The 16,163-nt window shown below is 74.0% G+C and carries 15 protein-coding genes; 11 read left to right on the top strand and 4 right to left on the bottom strand.

Features of this window, described 5'->3' with window-relative positions; genetic code table 11:
* Positions 1–71 precede the first annotated feature (71 nt).
* The 6 genes from leuC to ABD220_RS13225 all read left to right on the top strand — a co-directional run bounded on the left by leuC (position 72) and on the right by ABD220_RS13225 (position 6,702).
* Positions 72–1,586, top strand: a complete 1,515-nt coding sequence (gene leuC, locus ABD220_RS13250) for a 3-isopropylmalate dehydratase large subunit (RefSeq protein ID WP_344123306.1) — start codon at positions 72–74, stop codon at positions 1,584–1,586.
* A 32-nt stretch (positions 1,587–1,618) separates the two neighbouring features.
* A complete protein-coding gene (gene leuD, locus ABD220_RS13245) occupies positions 1,619–2,218 on the top strand; it encodes a 3-isopropylmalate dehydratase small subunit (RefSeq protein ID WP_344123305.1) in 600 nt (199 codons plus the stop codon).
* A gap of 171 nt (positions 2,219–2,389) precedes the next feature.
* A complete protein-coding gene (gene murA / locus ABD220_RS13240) occupies positions 2,390–3,706 on the top strand; it encodes a UDP-N-acetylglucosamine 1-carboxyvinyltransferase (RefSeq protein WP_344123303.1) in 1,317 nt (438 codons plus the stop codon).
* A gap of 13 nt (positions 3,707–3,719) precedes the next feature.
* On the top strand, positions 3,720–4,469 hold the full coding sequence (locus tag ABD220_RS13235; protein WP_344123301.1) for a lysophospholipid acyltransferase family protein: 750 nt from the start codon (positions 3,720–3,722) through the stop codon (positions 4,467–4,469).
* Complete coding sequence (locus ABD220_RS13230) at positions 4,466–5,587, top strand: NAD(P)H-dependent glycerol-3-phosphate dehydrogenase (protein ID WP_344123299.1); 1,122 nt, start codon at positions 4,466–4,468, stop codon at positions 5,585–5,587. Before ABD220_RS13235 ends, ABD220_RS13230 begins: the two co-directional genes overlap by 4 nt.
* The gene (locus tag ABD220_RS13225; protein WP_344123297.1) at positions 5,584–6,702 is read left to right on the top strand and encodes a D-alanine--D-alanine ligase family protein; all 1,119 of its coding nucleotides are present in this window, start codon (positions 5,584–5,586) and stop codon (positions 6,700–6,702) included. The genes ABD220_RS13230 and ABD220_RS13225 overlap by 4 nt, the downstream gene beginning before the upstream one ends.
* A 39-nt stretch (positions 6,703–6,741) precedes the next feature.
* Here ABD220_RS13225 and ABD220_RS13220 read toward each other — a convergent pair whose 3' ends face one another.
* Both ABD220_RS13220 and ABD220_RS13215 read right to left on the bottom strand, forming a co-directional pair.
* Complete coding sequence (locus tag ABD220_RS13220) at positions 6,742–7,344, bottom strand: class F sortase (RefSeq protein WP_344123296.1); 603 nt, start codon at positions 7,342–7,344, stop codon at positions 6,742–6,744.
* Between the two features lie 208 nt (positions 7,345–7,552).
* The gene (locus tag ABD220_RS13215) at positions 7,553–8,221 is read right to left on the bottom strand and encodes a hypothetical protein (RefSeq protein WP_344123294.1); all 669 of its coding nucleotides are present in this window, start codon (positions 8,219–8,221) and stop codon (positions 7,553–7,555) included.
* A gap of 478 nt (positions 8,222–8,699) precedes the next feature.
* Here ABD220_RS13215 and ABD220_RS13210 point away from each other — a divergent pair, with 478 nt between their 5' ends.
* Together ABD220_RS13210 and ABD220_RS13205 are read left to right on the top strand one after the other, a co-directional pair.
* Entirely contained in the window at positions 8,700–9,476 is a 777-nt protein-coding gene (locus tag ABD220_RS13210) for an ABC transporter ATP-binding protein (protein WP_344123293.1), read from the top strand.
* The gene (locus ABD220_RS13205) at positions 9,473–10,753 is read left to right on the top strand and encodes an ABC transporter permease (protein WP_344123291.1); all 1,281 of its coding nucleotides are present in this window, start codon (positions 9,473–9,475) and stop codon (positions 10,751–10,753) included. The genes ABD220_RS13210 and ABD220_RS13205 overlap by 4 nt, the downstream gene beginning before the upstream one ends.
* A gap of 24 nt (positions 10,754–10,777) precedes the next feature.
* Here the strand turns inward: ABD220_RS13205 and ABD220_RS13200 are convergent, their stop codons facing one another.
* Entirely contained in the window at positions 10,778–11,083 is a 306-nt protein-coding gene (locus tag ABD220_RS13200; protein ID WP_344123289.1) for a DUF4193 domain-containing protein, read from the bottom strand.
* Positions 11,084–11,214: 131 nt separating this feature from the next.
* A complete protein-coding gene (locus ABD220_RS13195; RefSeq protein WP_344123287.1) occupies positions 11,215–11,706 on the bottom strand; it encodes a DUF3515 family protein in 492 nt (163 codons plus the stop codon).
* 64 nt (positions 11,707–11,770) lie between these two features.
* Here ABD220_RS13195 and thiL point away from each other — a divergent pair, with 64 nt between their 5' ends.
* Genes thiL through ABD220_RS13180 form a run of 3 tightly spaced genes read left to right on the top strand, consistent with a single transcriptional unit; the run spans position 11,771 to position 16,136 of the window.
* Entirely contained in the window at positions 11,771–12,877 is a 1,107-nt protein-coding gene (gene thiL / locus ABD220_RS13190; RefSeq protein ID WP_344123285.1) for a thiamine-phosphate kinase, read from the top strand.
* The gene (locus ABD220_RS13185; RefSeq protein ID WP_344123284.1) at positions 12,867–13,826 is read left to right on the top strand and encodes a DAK2 domain-containing protein; all 960 of its coding nucleotides are present in this window, start codon (positions 12,867–12,869) and stop codon (positions 13,824–13,826) included. Before thiL ends, ABD220_RS13185 begins: the two co-directional genes overlap by 11 nt.
* 12 nt (positions 13,827–13,838) lie before the next feature.
* Positions 13,839–16,136 (top strand): ATP-dependent DNA helicase RecG, encoded by a 2,298-nt coding sequence (locus ABD220_RS13180; RefSeq protein ID WP_344123282.1) that lies wholly within the window; start codon positions 13,839–13,841, stop codon positions 16,134–16,136.
* Positions 16,137–16,163 lie beyond the last annotated feature (27 nt).

Genomic DNA, 16,163 nt, shown 5'->3' with positions numbered 1-16,163 from the left:
GCTGGCCCGGCGCGGCCGGGGCGCCGACCATGGAGGGAACACCTCGCACAGGCAGCACGGAAGGATCCGCCATGCCGGACTACCAGTCCTCGACCCCCGCCACGACCCCCGCCACGACCCCCGCCACGGCCTCCGGGGCCGCGGGCGGGCGCACCCTCGCCGAGAAGGTCTGGGCGGACCACCTCGTGCGCCAGGGCGAGGACGGGCGGCCGGACCTGCTCTACATCGACCTGCACCTGCTCCACGAGGTCACCTCGCCGCAGGCCTTCGAGGGACTGCGCCTGGCGGGCCGTCCGCTGCGCCGTCCCGAGCTCACGATCGCCACGGAGGATCACAACACGCCGACGCAGGACATCTTCTCCCGCATCGCCGACGACACCTCCCGCAAGCAGATCGAGACCCTGCGGGCCAACTGCGCCGAGTTCGGCGTGCGCCTGCACCCGCTCGGGGACGCCGAGCAGGGCATCGTGCACGTGGTGGGCCCCCAGCTGGGCCTCACCCAGCCCGGGATGACCGTGGTCTGCGGTGACTCCCACACCTCCACCCACGGCGCGTTCGGCGCGCTGGCCTTCGGCATCGGCACCTCCGAGGTCGAGCACGTGATGGCCACCCAGACGCTGCCGCTGGCCCCGTTCCGGACCATGGCCATCAACGTCGAGGGCACGCTGCGCCCGGGGGTGTCCGCCAAGGACATCATCCTCGCCGTGATCGCGAAGATCGGCACCGGCGGCGGACAGGGCTACGTCCTGGAGTACCGGGGCTCGGCCATCCGCGCCCTGTCCATGGAGGCCAGGATGACCATCTGCAACATGTCGATCGAGGCCGGGGCCCGCGCGGGCATGATCGCCCCCGACGAGACCACGTTCGCCTACGTCCAGGGCCGGCCGCACGCGCCCGAGGGCGCCGACTGGGACGCGGCCGTCGAGTACTGGCGGACCTTGCGCACCGACGAGGACGCCGTCTTCGACGCCGAGGTCTTCCTCGACGCGGACGAGCTCGAGCCGTTCGTCACCTGGGGCACCAATCCCGGCCAGGGCGTCCCGCTGTCCCGGTCCGTCCCCGATCCCGAGGACATCGGGGACGAGAACGACAAGGCCAACGCCCGCCGGGCCCTCGAGTACATGGGCCTGGCCGCCGGCACCCCCATGAAGGAGATCCGGGTGGACACCGTCTTCCTGGGCTCCTGCACCAACTCCCGGATCGAGGACCTTCGGGCGGCCGCGGAGATCGTCAAGGGCCGCGCCAAGGCCGAGAACGTGCGGATGATGGTGGTGCCCGGCTCCGCGAAGGTGCGGCTGCAGGCCGAGGCCGAGGGCCTGGACCGGGTGTTCAAGGAGTTCGGCGCGGACTGGCGCTTCGCGGGCTGCTCCATGTGCCTGGGGATGAACCCGGACCAGCTGGCCCCCGGCGAGCGGTGCGCCTCGACGTCGAACCGCAACTTCGAGGGCCGGCAGGGCAAGGGCGGGCGCACCCACCTCGTCTCGCCCGTGGTGGCCGCCGCGACCGCCGTGCGCGGCACGCTGTCCTCCCCGTCCGACCTCGAGCCCGCCGGCGCCGCCACGGACCTCGCGTCCACCGGCGCCTGAGCCCTCGACCCGAAGCCCAGAAAGGTCCTGCCATGGAGAAGTTCACCACCCACCGGGGTGTCGGCGTCCCGCTGCGCCAGTCCAACGTGGACACCGACCAGATCATCCCGGCCGTCTACCTCAAGCGGATCACCAAGACCGGGTTCGAGGACGCCCTGTTCGCCGCCTGGCGCAAGAACGAGGAGTTCGTGCTCAACCAGGAGCCCTACCGGCACGGCTCCGTGCTGGTGGCCGGGCCCGACTTCGGCACCGGCTCCTCCCGCGAGCACGCGGTGTGGGCGCTGCGCGACTACGGCTTCCAGGTCGTCATCTCCTCGCGGTTCGCGGACATCTTCCGCGGCAACTCGGGCAAGCAGGGCCTGCTCGCCGCGCAGGTGGACCAGGCGGACGTCGAGCTGCTGTGGAAGCTGATCGAGGAGCACCCCGGCACCGAGATCGAGGTCGACCTCGAGTCCCGCACCGTGACATGCGACACGGTCACCGTGCCGTTCTCCATCGACGACTACACGCGCTGGCGGCTCATGGAGGGCCTGGACGACATCGGCCTCACCCTCCAGCGCGAGGAGGACATCGTCGCGTTCGAGGCCGCCCGTCCCGCGTTCAAGCCGACCACGCTGCCCGCCCGCACCTGACCCCGACACGCCCGGCACGGCCCGGCGGAGCCCCTGCGGCCCGCCGGGCCGTCGTGCTGTCCCGGACACGCACGACGCCCGTCCCTGTGCGAGGGCCCGCGCCGGGGAACCTACACTGTACGGGTGCCGCTCCCGCTCGGGGGCGGCCCGGCAACAGCAGATCGGAAGGTCATGAGCAGCGCACTGCACATCACGGGCGGGATCCCCCTGTCCGGGCAGGTCACCGTGCGAGGTGCCAAGAACCTCGTCCCCAAGGCCATGGTGGCTGCCCTCCTGGGCTCGACACCGTCCGTCCTGGCGAACGTGCCCGAGATCAAGGACGTCCAGGTCGTCACCAACCTGCTGGCGCTGCATGGGGTCGACGTGGGGCGCGAGGACGGCCGGCTGGCCCTGGACCCCAGCAACGTCACCACGGCGCGGCACGCGGACATCGACGCCCACGCCGGGGACTCCCGGATCCCGATCCTGCTGTGCGGGCCCCTGCTGCACGCCATCGGCGAGGCGTTCATCCCCGACCTCGGCGGGTGCAAGATCGGTGACCGGCCCATCAACTACCACCTCGACGTGCTGCGCCACTTCGGCGCCCGGGTCGAGAAGCTCGAGTCGGGGATCCGGATGAGCGCCCCGCACGGCCTGCACGGCGCCAAGGTCGAGCTGCCCTACCCCTCGGTCGGCGCGACCGAGCAGGTGCTGCTCACCGCCACCCGGGCCGACGGTCACACCGAGCTGCGCGGCGCGGCCACCGAGCCGGAGATCATGGACCTGATCGCGATCCTGCAGAAGATGGGCGCCATCATCACCGTCCAGACCGACCGGGTGATCCGCATCGAGGGCGTTCCCGAGCTCACCGGCTACCGGCACCGGGCCATGCCCGACCGCATCGAGGCCGCCTCCTGGGGCTCGGCCGCGCTCGCCACCGGCGGCGACATCTTCGTGGCCGGGGCCCGGCAGTCCGACATGATGACGTTCCTCAACACGTTCCGGAAGATCGGCGGCGGCCTGGACATCACCGAGGACGGCATCCGCTTCTACCACCCCGGCGGGGACCTCAATCCGCTCATCGTGGAGACCGACGTCCACCCGGGGTTCATGACCGACTGGCAGCAGCCGCTCGTCGTCGCCCTCACCCAGGCCAAGGGCGTGTCCATCGTCCACGAGACCGTCTACGAGAACCGCTTCGGCTTCACCGGGGCCCTCAACCGGATGGGGGCCACGATCCAGCTGCACCGCGAGTGCCTGGGCTCCGTGCCGTGCCGCTTCGGGCAGCGCAACTTCGTGCACTCGGCCGTGATCTCCGGGCCGACCCCGCTGCAGGCGTCCGAGATCAACATCCCCGACCTGCGCGGCGGCTTCTCCCACCTGATCGCCGCCATGGCGGCCGAGGGGGTTTCCCACGTCACGGGCGTCGAGCTGATCAAGCGCGGCTACGAGCACTTCACCGACAAGCTGGCGGGGCTCGGGGCCTCGTTCGAGCTCGACGGCGAGTGAGCCGGGCCCGCCGATGAGCCGCACCTCGAACCGCCGCCTGTTCCGCGTGCTCGCGGGCGCCGTCAAGCCGGCCTACCGGCTGGTGGCCCGGCTGCGCTGGACGGGGGAGCGGCACCTGCCGCCCGGGGGAGGGTTCATCGTGGTGCCCAACCACCTCACCGAGCTCGATCCCCTGACGGTCGCCATCACGCTCTACGACAACGGGATCATGCCGCGGTTCCTGGCGAAGGAGTCGCTGTTCCGCGCCCCCGGGGTCGGGGCGGTGCTCCGGGCCACGGGCCAGGTCCCCGTGCTGCGCGGCACGGCCGACGCCGCGGCGGCGCTCACGGCCGCCCGCGCGGAGCTCGCCTCGGGCGGCGCCGTGGTGATCTATCCCGAGGGGACCCTCACCCACGACCCCGACCGCTGGCCGATGACCGGGCACACCGGCGCCGTGCGGCTGGCCCTGGCCACCGGGGTCCCGGTGGTCCCCGTCGCGCACTGGGGGGACCAGGAGATCCTCGACCACGACCGCTCCACCGGCCGGCGCACGGTCAGTCTCTTCCCCCGCAAGGACGTGCGCGTGCGGATCGGGCCGCCGGTGGACCTCTCACCGTGGCGGGACGACGTCCCCGACCTGACCCGCCCGGTGGGCCGGCACGCGGCACGGCTCGAGGAGGCCACCGACGCCGTCATGCACGCCGTGGCCCGGGAGCTCGCGGTGCTGCGCGGGACGGACGCGCCCGCCGCCCTCCGGGACCGCCGCCGAGGAGTCGGCCTGTGACGCGGCCCGGGACGACCACAGCGCTCCCCGGCGGCCTGCCCGTGGCCGGGCCGCGCCGGATCGCCGTCCTCGGTGCCGGGTCCTGGGGCACGACCTTCGCCAAGATCCTCGCCGACAGCGCCCGGGAGTCCGCGCACGCCCGCGCCGAGCCGATCGGGCGGACCGTGGCGCTGTGGGGACGCAGCGCCACCGCGATGGACCACACCGCGCGCACCCGCGTCAACGACCGCTACGTCCCCGGCATCCGGCTGCCCGAGCGCCTCGAGATCACCGCCGACCTGGTCGCCGCCGTGCGCGGGGCGGACCTCGTGGTCCTCGCCCTGCCCGCCCAGTCGCTGCGGGCCCAGCTGGCCGCCGTGGCAGGGCACCTCGAACGGGACGCCGTGGTGCTGTCCCTCGCCAAGGGTCTCGAGCGGGACACGGGGATGCGGATGAGCGAGGTGGTCGCCGAGGAGCTGGGACGGGACACCGGCCTGGGCTCCCAGCACTGGCGGGAGCGCACGTGCGTGCTCTCCGGGCCCAACCTGGCCATGGAGATCGCCGAGGAGCAGCCCACGGCCTCCGTCGTGGCCGGTCCGGCCACGGAGCTGGCCACCTGGGTGGCGCACGCCTGCCGGACCCGCTACTTCCGTCCCTACACGAACACGGACGTGGTGGGCACCGAGATCGGCGGCGTCGTCAAGAACGTCATCGCCCTCGGCGTGGGCATCGCCGACGGCCGCCACTTCGGGGAGAACTCGAAGGCCTCCATCATCACCCGCGGGCTGGCCGAGACCACCCGGCTCGCGCTCGCCCTCGGCGGCCGGCTCGAGACCCTCTCCGGTCTCGCCGGGCTGGGGGACCTCGTGGCCACCTGCTCCTCACCGCTGTCCCGCAACCGCACCGCGGGCCGGCTCCTCGGCCTGGGCCTCACCCCCGGGGAGGTCCAGGAGGAGATGACGCAGACCGCGGAGGGCATCAAGTCCGCCCCGGCCGTGCTCGCCCTGGCCCGCCGCCACGGCGTCGACATGCCCATCACCGGGGCCGTCGTGGACATCCTCCGCGAGGAGATCACCATCGACGACGTCGCCCCGCTGCTGCTGGGCCGAGAGATCAAATCCGAAGGGACCGCCCCATGACCCCCCGCCCCTGCGTCGCCGTGCTGTTCGGCGGACGCTCCAGCGAGCACTCCATCTCCCTCATCACGGCGCGCGGGGTGCTGCGCGCCATCGACCGGGAGAAGTGGGACGTGGTGACCGTCGGCATCGCCACCTCCGGCGAGTGGTTCCTCTGCCCGCAGGAGGAGCTGGAGGCCCTGCTGGACGCGAACCCGATCGCCGAGCTGCCCGTGGGCGACGAGCTCGTGAGCCTGCCGCTGAAGGTCGGGGAGAGCGAGCTCATCGTGCGCCAGGACGGCCCCTGCGGGCAGACCGTCAGCCGGGACCGGCACATCGACGTGGTGCTGCCCCTGCTGCACGGCCCGTTCGGCGAGGACGGCACCCTGCAGGGCCTGCTCGAGCTCGCGGACCTGCGCTACGTGGGCTGCGGCGTCACCGCCTCCGCGGTGGGCATGGACAAGCACTTCATGAAGCTCGCCTTCGAGGCGGCGGGACTGGCGGTGGGCCCCTACACCGTGGTGACCGACCGGCAGTGGGCCCTCGACCCCCGGGGCGTGCGCGAGCGCATCGCCGCGCTGGGCTTCCCCGTCTTCGTCAAGCCCGCCCGCGCGGGGTCCTCCTTCGGCATCACGAAGGTGGACTGCGCCGAGGAGCTGGACGCCGCGATCGAGACCGCCCGCGAGCACGACCGCAAGCTCGTGGTCGAGGCGGGGATCGTGGGCCGGGAGATCGAGTGCGCCGTCCTCCAGGGCCGCGGGACCGGCGCCGCCCGGACCTCCATGCCGGGCGAGATCGAGATCGTCGACGAGCACGCGTTCTACGACTTCGAGGCGAAGTACGTCTCGCAGGCCTCCGCGAGGCTCAGCTGCCCCGCGGACCTGCCGCAGGAGGCGATCGGGACGATCCGCCGCAACGCCGTGACCGCCTTCGAGGCGCTGGACGGGGAGGGCCTGTGCCGCGCCGACTTCTTCTACACCCCCGACGGCCGGGTGGTCATCAACGAGATCAACACGATGCCGGGGTTCACGCCGATCTCGATGTACCCGCGGATGTGGGCTGCGTCCGGCCTCGACTACGCGGAGCTGATCGACGAGCTCCTGGGCCTCGCCCTGGAACGGCCGGTGGGGCTGCGCTGAGCCGCCGGCCCGAGCCGGGGGCGCAGGCGTGCCCGCGGCTCAGGAAGCGGGCGACGCGGTGACGACGACGTTCTTGCCGACCGCGTCCTGGGTGTAGCAGCTGATGAGCACGATGCGGTTCGGCACGACCCGCCAGATGTCGCTGTCCTTGAGCGTGTCCTTCTCGTAGGTGGTCACCGAGTCCACCACGTAGTCCAGGGTCCCGTCCACGGTCTCGACCTCGAGCTCCTCGCCGACCAGGGCGGGGTCGCTCAGCTTGTTGAAGGGCAGCTCCACCTTGTCGTAGCTGTGCCCGGCGATGTACGTGGTGTTCGTCGACCCCTCGCCCGGCATCCCGTACGGCGTGAGCCGGTAGCCGCTGTAGGTCTGCGGCGGCACGAGCGAGCCGTCCGCGAGGTCCTCGTCCGTCGGGTCGTAGGGCAGCACGTCGGCGTCGAAGCCGGCCGAGTCGATGCTCAGGCGCAGCGGCGACGCCGCGGAGGGCACGTGCCCCAGGAAGGTCTGCGCGAGGAACCACTGGTTCATCAGCGCGACCCACAGCAGGGCGGCGCACAGCGTCAGCACGGCCGCGCGCCGGGCCAGCGGATCCCGCTCCGGGGCCCGGCCGGAGCGCGGTGGTCCCGCCACGGTGCTCGTTGCCATGCTGTGCCGTCCTCCTCGTTCCGGGTGCGCCGGGGCCGTCCCGGAACTCGGGCCCGTCCTGGACCGCCCTGTCCGGTCCATGTCCGGTGGCGCCGCCCTGTCGTCCCGTCCCGGGCCGCTCGGCCGGGTCCTGCCGCCCGGTGCGGTCGCACCGGGCACGGTGCCGTGCCGGTGCCGCCCCGTGGGCGCCACCGGCACGGCACGCGGCTCAGGTGGTGCTGCGCCCGAGCCGCCGGGCCCGGAGCGCGAGCGCCCCGGGAAGGGCCACGGCCACCGCGAGCAGGCCCACGATCACCCCGGCCCCGGCCGACTGCCCCAGCGGGGCGGCGGTGAGGCGCGTGTCCACGTTGAGCCCCGGGTTCGCGGCCCCCGCGACCTCCTGGGGCGCGAGCTCGGGGACCGCGGCCTGCTGGACCGCGGACCCGGCCGGCGCGACGGGTGCCGCGTCGGCCGGCGCCGGTGCCTCCGGCGCCACGTCGGCGACGAACGGGGCCGGGGCCTCCGCCGGTGCCGGCGGGACCACCGCGGCCGCCGGGACGTCCGCAGGCGCGGCGGCCGGGACGTCCGCGGGTGGCGGGGCCGGCAGGTCGGGCGCGGCCACGTCGGCGACGACCGGTGCCGGCCCGGGGACCGGGGCCTCCGCCGGCGGAGCCGCCTCGGCGCCCAGGAGCGCGGCGGCCGGGACGTCCGCGGGCACCGCGGCCGGCAGCTCCACCACGGCGCCGGCCCCCTCGGCGGATGCGGCCGCGCCCGGTGGGGCGTCGACCGGCGGGGCGTCGCCCGGTGCGGCGACGGCCGACGGGACGCCCAGGAACAGGCCCCCCACCAGCACGCTCGCCGAGGCACCGGCAACAGCCAGTCTTCTCGTAGTTGTCATGTCGATGTGTCTCCTGTATCCCGTCGTCGGCCCGGGCCCACCCCAGGACCGCCAGCACGCCGCACGGTCCCACCGGGATCGTTTCCGCGCCCCCGCGCGGACGGACCCCCGGCACGCCGTGCGGCTCGTCGTTCGGCCCGGACGGACCGTGCGTCCGCCCCCGGGGCCGGAACCCCTGCCGAAGAACAGCTGTGCTGTTAACTATCGTCCACCAGCCGGCATTAGCAAGGGCGAACTGCTACGTGACGGGAGGAGTCGGACGCCCCGCGCCGGCCGCGGAGACCTCCGCAGGGCCCGTCCCGGCCGGTGGTCCGGGGATGCCGGCGCCGGACGATCCCCGGTCGTGCCGCCGCGGGACAGCACTAGTGGGGACACGGATCGGGTCGCCACTGCCGTTAGCTGGTGCACATGATGGGGGAGGGACGTGGTCCCGCGGCGGCCGTCCGGGGGGACGGGCGCTCCGACAGGGGGGAATCCGATGACGTCCGCGGTGCTCGAGGCCGAGAACCTGATCAAGATCTATGGCCGGGGGGACACCCGCTTCGCCGCGCTGCGCGGCGTGGATCTGCGGATCCGGCACGGGGAGTCCGTGGCCGTCGTCGGGAAGTCCGGTTCCGGCAAGTCGACGCTGATGCACCTGCTCGCGCTGCTCGACGCGCCGACCCACGGCACGGTGTCCCTGGACGGCAGGCCGGCGGCGTCGATGACCGCCCGTGAGCTCAACGAGACGCGCAACGCCGCGTTCGGTTTCGTGTTCCAGCAGTTCTACCTGACCCCGGACCAGACGGTCCTGGAGAACGTGGTCCTGCCCCTGCGGATTGCCGGTGTCCGTCCGGCCGCGCGCCGGCGCCGGGCCCTGGACGTGCTGGAGCGCCTGGACGTGGCGGAGAAGGCCGCCAGCCGCGCCACCGACTTGTCGGGCGGGCAGAAGCAGAGGGTCGCGATCGCCCGCGCCCTGGTCAACGACCCGTGCGTGATCTTCGCGGACGAGCCGACGGGCAACCTCGACTCGGCCACCGGTGCGGCGGTCCAGGACCTCCTGTTCGACCTCCACCGGGAGCGCGGCATCACCCTGGTCGTCGTCACCCACGACGAGGACCTCGCCCGGCGCTGCGGCCGCCAGGTGCACCTGCACGACGGTCTCGTCGTGGACGCCCCCGCCCCTGCCGCCGACGGCGGGACGGGTGACGGCGGGACGGGCGACGGCGGGACGGGCGACGAGGTCGTCGTCGCAGCGGCCGGGGGCGCCCGGTGAGATGGCCCGACCTGCTCGGCTCCGCGGTCGCCAACACCCGGCGCGCCAGGATCCGCGCCACCCTGACCGTGCTCGCCGTCTTCATCGGTGCGTTCGCCCTGACCCTCACGTCCGGCATGGGCACGGGCGTGAACCGGTACATCGACGACACCGTGGCGGCGTTCGGCGACTCCGACGCCCTCTACGTCCAGAAGTCGCAGCCCCTCATCGAGCTGTCCTCGACCTCGGGTCCCCGGGAGTACGATCCGGACACCACCCGGATCCGGACGGGGTTCGGGGTGTCCTTCGAGGGGCTGACGCCCGAGGACATCGAGGCCATCGAGGAGATCGACGGGGTGCGGTCGGTGAAGCCCATGTACTCCGTGGCCCCCACCTACCTGGAGGCCGCCGACGGCGGCCGCTACCAGCTCTCCCCGGGGATCCCCGTGGACGCCGTGGGCCTGCAGATGGTGGCCGGCGGAGCACCGGCCACCGGGCGGGACGAGATCGCGGTCCCCGAAAGCTGGGTCGCCGACCTGGGCTTCTCCTCCGCGGGAGAGGCCGTCGGAGGCCGCGTCGACGTGGTGATGACCAACATGGCAGAGCAGGACCGGGCGTTCCCGGCCACGATCTCCGGCGTGACTCAGGCCAGCCTCGTCGGGACCTCCCTGAACCCCATCCCGTCGGACTCCTTCAACGAGCGGCTCTACGACTACCAGGTCAGCGGCGCCCCCGAGGAGGTCCCCGAGAGCTTCGCGATGGCCACGGTCACGGTCGAGGACATGGCGCTGGCCCCCGGGATCCAGGCCCGCCTGGAGGACCAGGACATGCTCGGGCTGACGGTGGAGGACCAGCTCGGCATGTTCCGCACCGTCATCAACGCCATCGTGTGGATCCTCAACGCCTGCGCGGTCATCGCGCTCGTGGCCGCCGGGCTCGGCATCGTCAACACCCTGCTCATGTCGGTGCAGGAGCGGACCCGCGAGATCGGCCTGATGAAGGCCATGGGCATGAGCGGGGGCAGGGTCTTCGGCCTGTTCTCCCTCGAGGCCGTCTTCATCGGGTTCCTCGGGGCGGTCGTCGGCGCCGTCACGGGTGTCGTCGGCGGGTCGGTCCTCAGCGGCGCGCTGGCCGACGGGTTCCTGTCCGGGCTGCCGGGGCTGTCGCTGTTCGCGTTCGAGTCGTGGCGGGTGGCACTGATCGTGCTCTCGGTGATGGGGATCGCGTTCCTGGCCGGGACGATCCCCGCCGTCCGGGCCGCGCGGAAGGATCCCATCGCCTCCCTGCGCCACGAGTGACCGGGCGCGCCCGGGCCGGAGGTCTCAGCCCTCGCACTCGATGCAGTACCGGACGCCGTCCTTCTCGCGGGCGAGCTGGCTGCGGTGGCGGACCAGGAAGCAGGACATGCAGGTGAACTCGTCGTCCTGCTCGGGCACCACCTGGATCAGGAGCTCCTCCTGGGACAGATCCGCCCCGGGCAGGTCGATGCCCTCCGCCGTGTCCGAGTCGTCGACGTCGATCGCCGGGCTCTGCGCGGTGGCGCTGCGCTGCGCCTGGATCACCTCGAGGGACTCGTTGGCGGGCTCGTCCTCGGGCTTGACGCGGGGCTCGTCGTAATCGGTTGCCACGGATGTGCCTCCTTCTGGGCGTGGTGCGGTCGCGTGCGTGTCCACGCCACAACCCGGCGGGGCATGGGCCTATTCCCGAGCCCCCGGGCCGCCGCGGCGGAGGTCACGGCGGCCTCCGGCCCGCCTGCGGGTCAGAGCCCCTCCACGGTGTCCTGGAGGTCCAGGCAGCGGCGCTCGGCGGGGATCTGCTCCACCGCGGAGCCCAGCTCCACGAGCAGGGTGGAGGAGGCCACGGCGGCGCTGTCGAAGACCACCTCGACCGCCGGGTCCCGGCCGTAGGTCGTGGCGGTCCACGTGCTCCCGTCCTCGTCCTGGCGGATCAGCCAGTCGACGGCGTTGACGGAGGAGCAGGCGTCCGTGGTGGGCCCCGGCGGTGTCACCCCGCACCGCACGACCGCCGCCGTGGGCTCGCCGTAGGCCGTGGTGGCCTGGCTCGTGGTCTCCCGCCGGTCGTGCTCGCCGACGGTCTCCGGCATGGCCAGCATCGCCGGGGCGCACCCGGGGTCGGCGGCGTTCTCGGCGGGGTCCACGGTGACGGCGGGGGAGCACCCCGTCAGGACCGCCACCAGGGCGCCCGCCCCGAGCACGGCACGGGCGGATCGGGACAGGGAGGACGAGGGCATGCCCCCAGCGTAATCCTCGGGCGGCTCCGTTCCCGCGTCCGGGGCCCTCGTTAGGATGAGCGCCATGACCCGACCCCCAGCGGAGCAGCCCCTCGTGCCCGACGCCCCGCCTGGGCCGGTGCCCACCGTCGGGGAGCTCTCCGAGGCCGAGCTGCTCGAGCGCGTGCTCCCGCTGCTCCTGCGGCCCGCCGCCGCGCCTGCCGGGGCGGACCAGGTGCTGCTCGGCCCCGGCGACGACTGCGCCGTGGTCGCGGCCCCGGACGGGCGGTACGTGATCACCACGGACACCCAGGTGCAGGACCAGGACTTCCGGCTCGCCTGGCCCGGCGGCGCGGTCACCACCGGCTACGACACCGGCGTGAAGTGCGCGGCGCAGAACCTCGCCGACGTCGCCGCGATGGGCGCCGTCCCCTCGGCCGTCGTCGTCTCGCTCACGCTGCCGCCCGGGACGCCCGTGTCCTGGCCCCAGGACTTCGCCCGCGGCCTCGTCGACGGGTTCGAGGCCATGGGCGCGGACCGCTGCGCCGTGGTCGGCGGGGACCTGGGCGCCGGCCGGGAGCTGTCGGTCACGGCCACGGTGACGGGCGACCTCGAGGGCCGGGACCCGGTGCGCCGGTCCGGGGCGGGGGAAGGCGGCACGGTCGCGCTCGCCGGGACCACCGGGCGGGCGGCCGCGGGCGTGGCGCTGCTCGAGGACCGCCGCTACCGGCCCGGCCAGGACGAGCTCCTGGACGGGCTCGCGGCCGCGCAGCTGCGGCCGTGCGCGCCCGTGCCCGCCGGGCCCGCGGCCGCCCGCGCCGGGGCCACCGCGATGATCGACCTCTCCGACGGCCTGCTCCGCGACGCCGGGAGGGTCGCCGCCGCCAGCGGCGTCGTCGTCGACCTCGACGGCGCGGCCGTGGCCGACCTCGCCCAGCCGCTCCGCCCGGCCGCCCGGCTCCTCGGGGCGGACCCCCGCGACTGGGTGCTGACCGGGGGCGAGGACCACGGGCTGCTCGCCGTGTTCCCCCGGGGCACGCCGCTGCCCGGCATGTTCCGTGCGATAGGCTCGTGTGCGCCCGCACCCCCCGCGCACGACGACACCCTGCCCCGGGTGCTGGTCGACGGACGAGCGCCGCACCTCGCTCTCGGGCACCCGGTCGGCGAAGGATGGGATCACTTTGAACCATAGGATCGGATCGAACGCGGCCGTCATGCGGCGGTGGCTCGACCTGGCCCACCGTGATCTCGTGCGCCACAGCCCCGTCCTGAACGCCCTCAACGTCTTCCCGGTCGCGGACGCCGACACCGGGACCAACCTCGCCACCACCGTGCGCGCCGCCGCCGAGGCCGCCGCCGTGCTCGAGACCGGCGACGTCGGGGAGCTGCTCTCCCTCGCCGGGCAGGCCGCCCTCGAGGAGGCCCGCGGCAACTCGGGCACCCTGTTCTCCGTCTTTCTCACGGCCGTGGGCCGCTCCCTCGAGGGGAGCACGAGGATGACCGCCGAGTCCGTGCGGCTGGCCCTCCACGCCGGTCACGTGCGCGCCTGGAGCGTCCTGACCGACCCCGTGGACGGGACCATGCTCTCCGTCCTGGAGGCGGCCGCCGCCGTGCCCGTGCCGCAGGGCGTGGAGGAGGGGTCCAACCAGCAGCTGAAGGAGTTCCTGGCCGGTGTCAGCACCGCCGCCCGCGCCGCGGTCCTCGTGACCCCGGACCAGCTCGAGATCCTCCGGGAGACCGGCACCGTCGACGCCGGCGCGCTCGGCATGCTGGTGGTCTTCGACGCGCTGGCCCGCACCGTGGGCGGTGACGACGCCGGCGACGAGAAAGCCCTCGACGCGCTGATCGACGCCGCCGAGGCCCGGGCCGCCCGCGCCCAGGACGCCCCGCACGCCGTGCACGGCGGGGTGGAGGTGATGTGCACCGTGGAGCTGACTCCGCTGGACGCCGCGGAGCTGCGCCACGAGCTCAGCGAGGTGGGCACCAGCGTGATCATGAGCGCGGTGACCGAGACGGGGGACGGCTACCGGTGGCGCGTCCACGTCCACGTGCCGCGGCCCGAGGACGCCCTCACGGTGATCGGCGCCCGCGGCAAGGCCGTCAATCTCACGGTCACCTCCCTCTCGGAGGCGGACGGATGAGGCACCCCTGAGATGACCCGATCCCACGGCGGCCGGGCGTTCCCCGACCCGGTCCCCGAGCTCGACCAGCCGCTGGCCCGGCTGCTGGGCCGCACCACGGCCGACCAGCTGGCCCGGCAGCTCTCGGTGTCCACGATCGGGCAGCTGCTCGACCACTTCCCCCGCCGGTACATGCCGCGGGGCGAGCTCACCCCGTTCTCGGAGCTGCGCATCGACCAGCAGGTGACCATCGTGGCCGAGGTCGTGCACGCCTCCACCCGGCAGATGCGCTCCCGCCGCGGGTCCATCACGGACGTGGTGATCACCGACCGCGCCTCCTCCGACCCGCAGCGGCTCTTCGCCGACGACGACCCGGGCCCGGGCCGGACGATGCGGCTGAGCTTCTTCAACGCCTGGACCGCCGCCCGGGACCTGCCCCCGGGCACGCACGCCCTGTTCTCCGGGAAGGTCGGGCTGTACAACGGCGCCGTGACCATGACCAACCCGCACTACGCGATCCTCGACCCGGATGCCCCCGAGGCCGGTGAGACCGCCGAGGAGCGCGCGGGCCGGCCCATTCCCATCTACCCGGCCACGGCCAAGCTGACCACGGACAAGATCGCCCGCGCCGTGCACTCGCTGCTGCCCGTCGTGGACTTCGGGGCGGTCCCCGACCCGCTGCCGGACGGGATCCGGGAGCGGGAGGGGCTCATGGGGCTCGAGGAGGCGTACTGGCAGGTCCACCGCCCCCGGGACACCCGTGCCCACGGGGAGGCGCGCCGCCGGTTCCGCTACCAGGAGGCGTTCCTGCTCCAGTGCGCCCTGGCCCGCCGCCGCGCCGAGCTCGCCGCGCACCCCACCACCGCCCGCCCGGGCGTTCCCGGCGGGATGCTCGCCCGGTTCGACGCCGGGCTGCCGTTCGAGCTCACCGCCGGGCAGCGCGCCGTGGGGGAGGAGCTCGCCGCCGAGCTCGCCGGCACCCACCCCATGAACCGCCTGCTCCAGGGCGACGTCGGCTCGGGCAAGACGCTCGTGGCCCTGCGCGCGATGCTGCAGGTCGTCGACTCCGGTGCGCAGGCCGCGCTGCTGGCCCCCACGGAGGTGCTCGCCGCCCAGCACCACGGCTCCGTGGTCCGTTCCCTGGGCCCGCTCGCGCAGGCCGGCCAGCTCGGCGGGGACCCGGACGGCACGCAGGTCGTGCTCCTCACGGGGTCGATGGGCGCCGCGGCGCGCAAGCGGGCCCTGCTGCGGATCGCGTCGGGGGAGGCCGGGATCGTCATCGGCACCCACGCCCTGCTCTCGGAGGTCGTCCAGTTCGCCGACCTCGGACTGGTGGTGGTGGACGAGCAGCACCGTTTCGGCGTCGAGCAGCGCGACCGGCTGCGGGACAAGGCCGGGCGGCCCCCGCACCTGCTCGTGATGACCGCCACCCCCATCCCGCGGACCGTGGCGATGACCGTCTTCGGGGACCTGGACGTCTCCGTGCTGAACCAGCTGCCGGCGGGACGGCAGCCGATCGCCACCCACACCGTGGGGCTCGTGGAGCACCCGGGCTGGGAACGGCGCCTGTGGCGGCGCGCCCGGGAGGAGATCGACGCGGGCCGCCAGGTCTACGTCGTCGCGCCCAAGATCGGCGACGACGACGAGCCCCCGCCCCACGCCTCCCTCGCGGAGTCGGCCCTCGCCGCGGCCGCCGACGACGAGGAGTCGGAGTCGTCGATGGCGTCCGTCACCTGGATAGCGGAGCTCGTCGCCGCCGAGCCGGCCCTGGCGGGCGTGCACGCCGAGGTGCTGCACGGCCGGCTCGAGACGGACCGCAAGTCCCGCATCATGGAGGAGTTCGCGGCGGGGGGCGTGCAGCTGCTGGTGTGCACCACCGTGGTCGAGGTCGGCGTGGACGTGCCCAACGCCACGCTGATGATCATCGTCGACGCCGACCGGTTCGGCATCTCCCAGCTGCACCAGCTGCGCGGCCGGATCGGGCGCGGTGGGCACGCCGGGACGTGCCTGCTCGTCACCCGGCGCCCCGCCGAGCACCCGTCGCGGGAGCGGATCGAGGTGGTGGCCGGTTCCACGGACGGCTTCGAGCTGGCCCGGGCGGACCTCGAGCTGCGCCGCGAGGGCGACATCCTCGGCGCCGCCCAGTCCGGGGGCCGCTCGACCCTGCGCCTGCTGCGGGCCCTCGACGACGCGGAGCTCATCGAGCGCGCCCGCCGGGACGCCGTGACGATCCTCGGCGAGGACCCGCAGCTGCTCGAGCACCCGGAGCTGGCCGAGGCCATCGAGCGCTACCTGGACCCGGACGCCGAGGCGTTCCTGGAACGGGGCTGAGCCCCGTGCCGCAGAGCCACGACCCGC

Origin of the sequence: Kocuria aegyptia (genome assembly GCF_039530085.1) — a bacterium.
GTDB lineage: Bacteria > Actinomycetota > Actinomycetes > Actinomycetales > Micrococcaceae > Kocuria > Kocuria aegyptia.
This window is presented reverse-complemented; position numbering and strand designations above follow the sequence as displayed.

What these genes read in the sequence shown, in the direction of transcription:
- ABD220_RS13195 (WP_344123287.1), bottom strand. Translation starts at nt 11,706, where the DNA reads ATGCCCTCGTCCTCCCTGTCCCGATCCGCCCGTGCCGTGCTCGGGGCG.
- ABD220_RS13220 (WP_344123296.1), bottom strand. Translation starts at nt 7,344, where the DNA reads ATGGCAACGAGCACCGTGGCGGGACCACCGCGCTCCGGCCGGGCCCCG.
- ABD220_RS13180 (WP_344123282.1), top strand. Translation starts at nt 13,839, where the DNA reads ATGACCCGATCCCACGGCGGCCGGGCGTTCCCCGACCCGGTCCCCGAG.
- ABD220_RS13215 (WP_344123294.1), bottom strand. Translation starts at nt 8,221, where the DNA reads ATGACAACTACGAGAAGACTGGCTGTTGCCGGTGCCTCGGCGAGCGTG.
- ABD220_RS13235 (WP_344123301.1), top strand. Translation starts at nt 3,720, where the DNA reads ATGAGCCGCACCTCGAACCGCCGCCTGTTCCGCGTGCTCGCGGGCGCC.
- leuD (WP_344123305.1), top strand. Translation starts at nt 1,619, where the DNA reads ATGGAGAAGTTCACCACCCACCGGGGTGTCGGCGTCCCGCTGCGCCAG.
- ABD220_RS13210 (WP_344123293.1), top strand. Translation starts at nt 8,700, where the DNA reads ATGACGTCCGCGGTGCTCGAGGCCGAGAACCTGATCAAGATCTATGGC.
- murA (WP_344123303.1), top strand. Translation starts at nt 2,390, where the DNA reads ATGAGCAGCGCACTGCACATCACGGGCGGGATCCCCCTGTCCGGGCAG.
- ABD220_RS13225 (WP_344123297.1), top strand. Translation starts at nt 5,584, where the DNA reads ATGACCCCCCGCCCCTGCGTCGCCGTGCTGTTCGGCGGACGCTCCAGC.
- thiL (WP_344123285.1), top strand. Translation starts at nt 11,771, where the DNA reads ATGACCCGACCCCCAGCGGAGCAGCCCCTCGTGCCCGACGCCCCGCCT.
- leuC (WP_344123306.1), top strand. Translation starts at nt 72, where the DNA reads ATGCCGGACTACCAGTCCTCGACCCCCGCCACGACCCCCGCCACGACC.